The following is a 291-nucleotide window of genomic DNA, read 5'->3' on the forward strand; positions in this document are numbered from 1 at the left end:
GGCCGCGACGTCCTGCTGATCGACGATATCCTCGAATCCGGCCGGACGCTGCTCTTTGCCAAGGAGTTGCTCTTCGAACGTGGCGCGCGCAACGTCACGATCGCCGTGCTGCTCGACAAGCGCGTCAAGCGCAAGGAAAAGCTGGAGGCTGATTATGTCGGCTTCGAATGCCCTGACTATTTTGTCGTCGGCTACGGCATGGATGTCGCCTATGCCTTTCGCGAACTGCCCTTCGTCGGCGTGGTGACCGGGGACGCCTGAGCTACTGCATAATTCCTTAAATCGGAATCG

1 protein-coding gene is annotated in these 291 nt (G+C 58.8%); it reads left to right on the forward strand.

What is annotated here, in order from left to right; all coding sequences use genetic code 11:
* The coding region (locus EOD29_RS31235) for a phosphoribosyltransferase family protein (protein WP_281059239.1) at positions 1-261 on the forward strand (261 nt) is incomplete at its 5' end.
* Positions 262-291 lie beyond the last annotated feature (30 nt).

The organism is Mesorhizobium sp. M1A.T.Ca.IN.004.03.1.1, assembly GCF_003997555.1.
In the GTDB taxonomy this organism is placed as follows: domain Bacteria; phylum Pseudomonadota; class Alphaproteobacteria; order Rhizobiales; family Rhizobiaceae; genus Mesorhizobium.